We start from the raw sequence: 4,900 nt of genomic DNA on the forward strand, positions 1-4,900 counted from the left end.
CGGGCTGTCATCATGGCATTGATTTTGGAACATCGATTAAATCGACAGCCCGCTCGCGCCCTGCCGCAAAAAGATGCTTCACAGCTTGGAGACTTTCGCATTCTCAACGAATTTTCGCTCAACGTGGCGGCAGAGGACCACGCTGAACAAACCGGTCGCATTTGGTTACTATACTGATCAACTGCCCTCGTCTCGTCTTCCGTGTCCCCCATCCCGATCGCCCCTGATTCATGACTGTCGCACTGTTTGTCCCCTGCTACATCGACCAGTTGTATCCAGACGTGGCGATCGCGACGCTTGAAGTGTTGGAACGATTGGGCGTCGATGTGGCGTACCCCGACGGCCAAACCTGTTGCGGACAGCCGATGGCAAACACGGGCTGCGAGACCGACACGGCGCCCGTGGCTCGGCGGTTGGTCGATCTGTTCGCTGATTTCGATGCTGTGGTCTGTCCGTCCGGATCGTGTGTGTCGATGGTCCGCAATCACTACGCCGCCTATTTCGATGCCGAGGACGCGAAATTTCAGCACGTCACGTCGAAAACGTATGAATTGTGCGAGTACCTGCACGACGTCGTCGGCGTCACCCACCTGGACGTCAAATTCCCGCACCGGGTCTCGCTGCACCAAAGTTGTCACGGGTTGCGCGAGTTGAGGCTCGGCCAATCGAGTGAATCGATGACGCCGCGCGAGAACAAAGTCCGCAAGTTGTTGAACCTGGTCGACGGCATCGAGTGGGTCGAACCGGATCGTCCTGACGATTGCTGTGGTTTCGGCGGCACGTTCGCGGTCAACGAAGCGGATGTGTCGGCCGAAATGGGCCGCGCCCGGATCGCCGACCACTGCGACAAGGGCAGCGAAGTGCTGGCGTCGGCGGACATGAGTTGTCTGATGCATCTGCAAGGCCTGATCCGCCGAGAAAAAAATCCGATTCAAGTCATGCACGTCGCCCAAATCCTGTCCGGACGACCGCTCGGCGCGGCGTGAGTCGGTGAGCCGTTTGACGACTGACCAACGACGACGCGAAACCTTTTCCAAAAAAAACACTTCAGCCACCCGCTACCATGCTCCCGATCGTCCAGCATCCGGCCGCTGCCAAGGAATTCGTCAACGACCCCAATCGGTCCCGCTGGCATGACCAGGCCCTGTGGTTCGTTCGCAGCAAACGCGACAAGCAAGCCGCCTCGTTGCCCGAATGGGAATACTTGCGTGAGACCGCATCGGGAATCAAAACCCACACGATCGCCAATCTGTCGCATTACCTGCAAGAATTCGAACGCAACGCGACCGCCCGCGGCGCGGTCGTCCATTGGGCACGCGATGCGGAACATCACAACGAGATCGTGCTCCGCATCCTTCATGACCACAAGACAAAGCGGATCGTCAAAAGCAAATCGATGTTGACCGAAGAGTGCGGTTTGAACCACTTTTTGGAAGACAACGGCATCGATGTCGTCGACACGGACTTGGGAGAACGGATTGTCCAACTGCGTGGCGAAACCCCCAGCCACATCGTGTTGCCGGCCATTCACATCAAAAAAGAAGAGGTCGGCGATACCTTTCATGAACACCTGGGGACCGACGAAGGGGCATCGGATCCGAAGTACTTGGCCGAAGCGGCACGCGGGCACTTGCGCGACAAGTTTCTCGCCGGCGAAATCGGCATCACCGGCGTCAACTTTGCCATCGCCGAAACCGGTGGACTGGTCGTCTGCACCAACGAAGGCAACGCGGACCTGGGAACGTCGCTGCCGCGGGTTCACATCGCCTGCATGGGCATCGAAAAATTGTTGCCGCGGCAACGTGACCTCGGCGTGTTCACCCGTCTGCTCGCTCGCTCGGCCACCGGCCAACCGATCACCAGCTACACGTCGCACTTCAACGGCCCCCGCGACGAAAACAGCGAACTGCACATCGTGCTGGTCGACAACGGTCGCAGCCGATTGCGTGAAAGCGAAACGTTTCGCGCCGCCATGCATTGCATCCGCTGCGGCGCGTGCATGAACACCTGCCCTGTCTATCGACGCAGCGGCGGGCACAGTTATCGCGCCACCGTGCCCGGCCCGATCGGAAGCGTGCTGTCGCCGACCCGCGACCAGAATTCGTACAAGAGTCTTCCGTACGCTTGCAGCTTGTGCGGATCGTGCAGCGATGTCTGCCCGGTCAAAATTCCGCTGCACCACCAATTGCTGGCGTGGCGCGGGGAACTGGTCGGCAAAAAGTTGTTGCCGGTCTCCAAACGGCTCTCGATGCGCTGTGCCTCGTATCTGTTTCGCTTCCCCGCACTGTTTCGGCTGGTCGGCCAAGTCGGGCGGTTCGCGCTGCGTGTGTTGCCGCGTTGGGCCACCCACAATCGCTTGAACGTCTGGACGATCGCACGCGAACTTCCCGAGCCTCCCAAAGAAAGTTTTCACCAATGGCATCGACGCCATCGGAACCACTGAGAGCCATCGGAACCACTGAGAATCGAGATGATGAAACCGACACTCGCCGACACCGACGCGCGGCAGGGGATCCTGGATCGCATCAACACCAAGCATGTCGACATCCCGCCGTTGCCGGACGTCGATGTGGATCGCGTGATCCAATTCGACCAACCGATCGAAAAATTTGTCGAGATGTTGGCGATGGTCGGCGGCCAGGCACACCAGGTCGAATCGCAAGGCGAGGTCCGGGCGCTGCTGGAGGAGATTGATGTGTTCCGCACCGCGACCCGCATCGTTTCATCGGCACCCGAATCCATTGCCGGGACGATCGACGCAACGCAAATCGAAGATCCCCATCACCTGTCAACCGTCGATTGGACGATCGCCCGCGGTGAATTCATGGTCGCCGAAAACGGATCGATTTGGATCGACGGAGACACCCTGCCGCACCGCGTGTTGCTGTTCATCGCCCAGTACCTTGCGATTGTTGTGCCGAGATCACAAATCGTCTCCAACATGCACCAGGCTTACGAGCGGATCGACAACTTTTCGGCCCGGTTCGGTGTCTTCGTCTCCGGCCCCAGCAAGACCGCCGACATCGAGCAGTCGTTGGTGCTGGGGGCGCACGGCTGCCGAAAACTACAGGTCTTTATTGTCGACGATCTTTAAGCTTCCGTTGCACGTTCGCCGCAAGCCATTGGACACCCGGACATCCGTGATATGAACGCTCTGACGCGAACCGTGATGATGCTCGCCTTGGTCTGCTGCGCTGCTGCAGTACGGGCGGACGAGCTGCCGGGGAAACAGACCGATTTCCATTCCTATGCCCGGTATGACTTTCAACACAACGACCGAAAGTGCATCATCGTGGTTCCGAAAACGCCCGCACCAGGCAATCCGTGGATCTGGCGGGCGCGTTTTTTCGGGCACGAGCCGCAGCTCGATGTCGCGTTGTTAAAACGGGGTTTTCATGTCGCGTACGTCGATGTGGCGGGTTTGTTCGGCGCGCCCCAGGCCGTGCAGATCTGGGATGACTTCTACGCCCACGTGACGGAGACCTATCAATTCCATCCCCAGCCGGTGTTGGAAGGGATGAGCCGCGGCGGATTGATCATTTTCAACTGGGCGAAAGCGAATCCCGACAAGGTTCGATGCATCTATGGTGATGCACCGGTGTGCGACATCAAGAGCTGGCCGGGCGGCAAAGGCAAGGGGGCGGGAAGCCCGGGCGAGTGGAAACGTTGTTTGAACGCCTACGGTTTGACTGAAGCTGAGGCGTTGGACCCGCAATCGACGAAGTCGCATTGCAATCCTATCGATGGACTGGGACCATTGGCGGCGGCTGGTGTTCCGATTCTGTGCGTCGTCGGCGATGCCGACGTGGTCGTGCCGGTGGATGAAAACATCGCCCTCCTGGAACAACGGTATCGCGACGAGGGGGGACCGATCGAAGTCATCCACAAACCCGGAGTCGGGCATCACCCGCACAGCCTGAAAGACCCGACGGCAATCGTCGAGTTTATTTTCCGCGACCGAGCGAACAGCGAAGAAGATCATGCAAATTGAATTCGTCTATTTTGATCTCGGCAACGTGTTGGTTTCGTTTGACCCTGAGATCGCCTGTCGCAATTTTTCCGAGTTGGCCGGGATCTCCACCGACAGGGCCCGCGAAGTCATTTATGACAGTGGACTGCAAACGCAATACGAGAGCGGCCAGATCACCAGCCGATCGTTCACGCAAACGCTGCGGCAAGTGTTGGATTTGGACGCCAAGCGGTTGCCACAAGATCTGGTCTTGGACGCGGTCAGCGACATGTTTATGCCGATCGATTCGATGGTCCAGGTGGTGGAGTCAGCCCGACGCAGTGCCGGTCGCGTGGGCGTGCTGTCCAACACCTGCCCGGCCCATTGGCGTTGGGTGCGAAAACAACCCTGGCCGGTGTCACAGATCGACTATGACGTCAAGATCCTCAGCTGCGAAGTGATGTCGATGAAACCGGACGTGAAGATTTACGAGGCCGCCGAAAAAGCCGCGCGGGTGCGTCCCGAGCGGATTTTGTTCATCGATGACAAGCCGGAGAACGTCCAGGCGGCGGCAGAACGCGGCTGGCACGCCCACCAATGCTTGGGAGGCGAGCAAGCCAAATCCGTGATCGAGCAACATTTGGGCGTCAAGTAGCGCCAACCGCTCCCCGAGTCTCGAAGTGGGGTAAGCATCCTGCTTGCCGCCCCGGCCGGCACCGCCGGCGGACTCCGGAGGCGGAGCCCGGGAACGAGTCTCGAAGTGGGGTAAGCATCCTGCTTGTCACCCCGGCCGGCTCCGCCGGCGCGTCCCGTTTTCCTGGTGGACAAGTGTTGATTCTCCGCAGTTTTGGGATGACAATGCAGGGGGGCTCCCATTCGGGGTAGTGGCGCATCGCTGTTGAGTTCAGGCGGCATCCGCCGCCACCCCTCAACATCATTGCCGAGTACACC

6 protein-coding genes are annotated in these 4,900 nt (G+C 59.3%); all 6 read left to right on the forward strand.

What is annotated here, in order from left to right:
- Positions 1-12: 12 nt before the first annotated feature.
- The 6 genes from NZK35_RS16965 (at position 13) to NZK35_RS16990 (ending at position 4,604) form a co-directional block, all read left to right on the forward strand.
- A complete protein-coding gene (locus NZK35_RS16965) occupies positions 13-177 on the forward strand; it encodes a hypothetical protein (RefSeq protein WP_259633723.1) in 165 nt (54 codons plus the stop codon).
- A 53-nt stretch (positions 178-230) separates the two neighbouring features.
- Entirely contained in the window at positions 231-986 is a 756-nt protein-coding gene (locus NZK35_RS16970; protein WP_259633724.1) for a (Fe-S)-binding protein, read from the forward strand.
- A gap of 77 nt (positions 987-1,063) precedes the next feature.
- Positions 1,064-2,443, forward strand: a complete 1,380-nt coding sequence (locus tag NZK35_RS16975) for a lactate utilization protein B (protein ID WP_259633725.1) — start codon at positions 1,064-1,066, stop codon at positions 2,441-2,443.
- Between the two features lie 27 nt (positions 2,444-2,470).
- The gene (locus tag NZK35_RS16980) at positions 2,471-3,094 is read left to right on the forward strand and encodes a LutC/YkgG family protein (protein ID WP_259633726.1); all 624 of its coding nucleotides are present in this window, start codon (positions 2,471-2,473) and stop codon (positions 3,092-3,094) included.
- A 51-nt stretch (positions 3,095-3,145) separates the two neighbouring features.
- Positions 3,146-3,991 carry an alpha/beta hydrolase family protein gene (locus NZK35_RS16985; protein WP_259633727.1) on the forward strand — a complete coding sequence of 282 codons (846 nt, stop codon included), beginning with the start codon at positions 3,146-3,148 and terminating at the stop codon, positions 3,989-3,991.
- Complete coding sequence (locus NZK35_RS16990) at positions 3,981-4,604, forward strand: HAD family hydrolase (protein WP_259633728.1); 624 nt, start codon at positions 3,981-3,983, stop codon at positions 4,602-4,604. The genes NZK35_RS16985 and NZK35_RS16990 overlap by 11 nt, the downstream gene beginning before the upstream one ends.
- Positions 4,605-4,900: the final 296 nt, after the last annotated feature.

Origin of the sequence: Stieleria sedimenti (genome assembly GCF_025060895.1) — a bacterium.
Lineage (GTDB): Bacteria > Planctomycetota > Planctomycetia > Pirellulales > Pirellulaceae > Stieleria > Stieleria sedimenti.